This window comes from Methylobacterium sp. WL116 (genome assembly GCF_008039455.1).
In the GTDB taxonomy this organism is placed as follows: domain Bacteria; phylum Pseudomonadota; class Alphaproteobacteria; order Rhizobiales; family Beijerinckiaceae; genus Methylobacterium.
The window spans coordinates 1-3,509 of record NZ_VRUV01000480.1 but is presented as its reverse complement, the minus strand read 5'-3'; the positions used below and the strand labels follow the sequence as shown (position 1 = coordinate 3,509).

The window sequence follows — 3,509 nt, the reverse complement described above, 5'->3', positions numbered from 1 at the left end:
CCAAGCCCGCGCCCGCTCCGCCCGAGGCGAAGGTCGCCGACGCGCCCGGGGCGCAGGCAGGGGCCAAGCCCGATCCGGCCAAGAGCGACGTGGCGAAGCCCGACGCCAAGGCATCGGACAAGAAGGCCGCGCCGGCGTCCAAGGATGCCAAGCCTGCCAAGGATGCCAAGCCGAAGGACGCCAAGCCCAGGGAGGCGACCGAAGCGCCCGAGCCCGACCTGGCGCGGCTGCGCGCCGGGGTGGTCGTCGAGTACCTGCTCCAGGCCGGCGCCGGCGTCGATCAGCTCAGCATCGCGGACAAACCCTCGGACCGGCCGGGCATCGCCTTCGCCGTGCTGCCCTGACCGTCAAGAGGCCGTTCGCCCGTGATGCTTCTCCTCACCGGCCTGTGGCCGGGATCGCTCGCCGCCCTGATGCTCGGGCTCGGCGTCGGCCGGCTCGCCGGGTTGCCTTCCGGCCCCGCGATTCCCGCCGCGCTCGGGATCGCGACCCTGGTGCTGGCCGGCATCGCCCTCGCGGGGATCGTGCCCGGCGTCGCCGGGTTCTGGCTCGAGAGCGCGGTTGCGATGCTGGCGCCCTACCTTGCCGGCTGCGCGCTCGGCGGGCTCGCCCGGCGCCTCGCGGGGGTGCGACCGAGCGAGCCCCCCACAACCTGAAGCCGGCGCGGAACCGAGGCGCCCCGGTCCGGCGTTGCCCCTCCAGAGAGAGCCTTCGGGCTCACCGGAGACACGCAACGGACCCCAAACCATGAGACTCGATCGCTCCGCCCGCCGTCGCCTCGCCCTGCGCCCGCGCGCTGGCCTCGCCGGAGGATGCGGCCGCCCCCGAGAGCTTCCTGATGGCGATGATCGAGCCCGACGAGCGCGCGGTGGTGCGCCGCCTGATGGCCCGCCGCGGCGGCGGGGCCGCCTGATGGCCGCCCATGCCCGCACCGAGCTCTCCGACGGGGCGCCGCACGTCCTCGTGGTCGACGACGACCGGCGCCTGCGCGAGCTGCTCGCCCGCTACCTCGCCGAGCAGGGGTTCCGCGTCACCGCCGCCGCGAGCGCGGCCGAGGCGCGGGCCAAGGCGCAGAGCCTGGTCTTCGACGCGATGGTGCTCGACGTGATGATGCCGGGCGAGGACGGCTTCGCCTATGCGCGCAGCGTGCGCGAGACCTCGCGCGTGCCGATCCTGATGCTCACCGCCCGCTCCAACCCGAACGACCGGGTGATGGGCCTCGAGATCGGCGCCGACGACTACCTGCCGAAGCCGTTCGAGCCGCGCGAGCTGACGCTCCGGCTCACCAACATCATCAACCGGGCGTCGGGCCCGCGCCGCGACACCGGCACCGGCGACGTGGTGACCTTCGGGCCGTTCTCCTACCGGATCGAGCGCGGGGAGCTGCGCCGCGAGGACGAGATGATCCGCATCACCGAGCGCGAGCGCGAGATCCTGACGATCCTGGCCGGCGCCCACGGCGCCAACGTCGAGCGCGAGGTGCTGGCCGGAGGCGGAGGGCTCGCCGCCGAGCGCACCATCGACGTGCAGATCAACCGCCTGCGCCGCAAGACCGAGGTCGACCCGGCCAACCCGACCTTCCTGCAGACCGTGCGCGGGGTCGGGTACCGGCTCGCGGTGGATTGAGGGGCGATGGCGCCCCTCAGATCTCGATCTCGGTCCCCACCTCCACCACCTGCCGCGTCGGCAGCCCGAAATGGGCGCCGGTGCGCTCGGCGTTGCGCTTCATGAAGGCGTAGAGGCCCTCGCGCCAGCTGTGCATGCCGGGGTTGGTCGGCGACGGGATGATGGCCTCGTGGCCGACGAAGTAGGTGATGTCCTCCACGAACTCCGCCGGCAGCAGGCCGCTCGCCACCGCGCATTGCAGCCCTTCGGGAATCGAGGCCGTCTGCATGAAGCCGTAATGCAGCACCACGCGCTCCATCCCGGGCGTGTATTTCGAGATCGCCTTGCGGATGCCCGAAGCCACGAGCGTCACCTCCGCGCGCTGCGACGCCGGCACGATCGGCTCCTCCTCGTAGATCACGGTGATCAGGAGGATGCGCTCGTGCAGGCAGCGGCTGCGCTCGACCAGGCGCCCGAGCGCCATCGGGATGCCCTCGCTCGCCGCCGAGAGGAAGGCGGCGGTGCCGGGCAGCGTCACCGGCGGGTGCGAGGCGAGGCGGGCGAGGAAGGCGTCCTCCTTCTGCCGCAGCGGCTCGCGCACCGCCTCCAGCACCCGGTTGCCCTTCATCCAGGTCAGCATCAGGAAGGCGACCGAGAAGGCCAGCACCAGCGGGAACCAGCCGCCCTCGAGGAGCTTCGCGCTGTTGGCCGCCAGGAACACCAGGTCGATGGCGAGGAAGAAGCCGTTGACCGCGAGCACCGCGGCGAGGCCGTAGCCCCAGCGCAGCGCGATCAGCGCGGCGAGCAGCGTGGTGATGCCCATCAGCGCCGAGACGGCGATGCCGTAGGCGCCGGCCAGCGCATCGGAGGAGCCGAACAGCACCACCGCGACGAGGGTGGCGAGCGCCAGGAGCCAGTTCACCGCCGGCACGTAGATCTGCCCGCGCTCGTGCTTGTCGGTGTGGACCACCCGCATCGCCGGCATGAAGCCGAGCTGGATCGCCTGCTGCGTCAGGGAATACACCCCCGAGATCACCGCCTGCGAGGCGATGACGGTGGCCATGGTGGCGAGCGCCACGAGGGGATAGTGCGCCCAGTCCGGTGCGAGCCGGTAGAACGGGTTCTCGATCGCGTCCGGCTCGGCGATGAGCAGCGCGCCCTGCCCGCAATAGTGGATCAGCAGCGCCGGCAGCACGAGGCCGAACCACGCGGTGCGGATCGCCGGCGCCCCGAAATGCCCGAGATCGGCATACATCGCCTCGCCGCCGGTGACCGCGAGGAAGGCCGCGCCGAGCATCAGGAACGAGACGTGCCAGCCGGCATGGACCAGGAAGTCGACCGCCCGCCACGGGTTGACCGCCGCCAGGATCTGCGGCGCGTGCCAGATGCTCGGGATCGCCAGCAGCACCAGGACGGAGAACCACACCAGCATCACCGGGCCGAACACCCGGCCGATCACCGCCACGCCCTGCCGCTGGACCAGGAACAGCCCGATCAGGATCAGGATCGTCAGCGGGACGACGAAGGGGCTCAGCACCGGCGCGTCGACCTTCAGGCCCTCGATCGCCGACAGCACCGAGATCGCCGGGGTGATCGCGCCGTCGCCGTAGAGAAGCGCCGCGCCGACGAGCCCGACCACCAGCAGCAGCGCCTGCCAGGTGCCGGCCTTGGCGTGGCGGGCGCCGAGCAGCGCCAGCATCGCGACGATGCCGCCCTCGCCGCGGTTGTCGGCGCGCAGGATCAGCACCGCGTATTTCAGCGAGACGATCAGGATCAGCGCCCACAGGATCAGCGAGACCGCGCCGGTGGCCGCCGCCGCGACCGGCGCCCCGCCGGAGATGCCGGCCTTCACCGCCTCCTTGAAGGCGTAGAGCGGGCTGGTGCCGATGTCGCCGTAGACGACC

Annotated in this window: 3 protein-coding genes and 1 pseudogene; 3 read left to right on the top strand and 1 reads right to left on the bottom strand. The window is 72.2% G+C overall.

What is annotated here, in order from left to right; all coding sequences use genetic code 11:
* The 3 genes and pseudogenes from FV223_RS30735 to FV223_RS23105 all read left to right on the top strand — a co-directional run.
* Nucleotides 1-344, top strand: a pseudogene (locus FV223_RS30735) (hypothetical protein); the annotation flags it as partial.
* 24 nt (nucleotides 345-368) lie between these two features.
* Nucleotides 369-656, top strand: coding sequence for a hypothetical protein (locus FV223_RS23115; RefSeq protein WP_348642592.1), 288 nt, complete (start codon nucleotides 369-371; stop codon nucleotides 654-656).
* Between the two features lie 256 nt (nucleotides 657-912).
* Complete coding sequence (locus FV223_RS23105) at nucleotides 913-1,626, top strand: response regulator (RefSeq protein ID WP_147729183.1); 714 nt, start codon at nucleotides 913-915, stop codon at nucleotides 1,624-1,626.
* 16 nt (nucleotides 1,627-1,642) lie between these two features.
* Here FV223_RS23105 and FV223_RS23100 read toward each other — a convergent pair.
* Nucleotides 1,643-3,509: KUP/HAK/KT family potassium transporter (locus FV223_RS23100; protein ID WP_147729182.1), on the bottom strand; the 1,867-nt coding region annotated here is incomplete at its 5' end.

Coding starts and splice junctions, on each gene's coding strand:
- FV223_RS23115 (WP_348642592.1), top strand. CDS start 369: ATGCTTCTCCTCACCGGCCTGTGGCCGGGATCGCTCGCCGCCCTGATG.
- FV223_RS23105 (WP_147729183.1), top strand. CDS start 913: ATGGCCGCCCATGCCCGCACCGAGCTCTCCGACGGGGCGCCGCACGTC.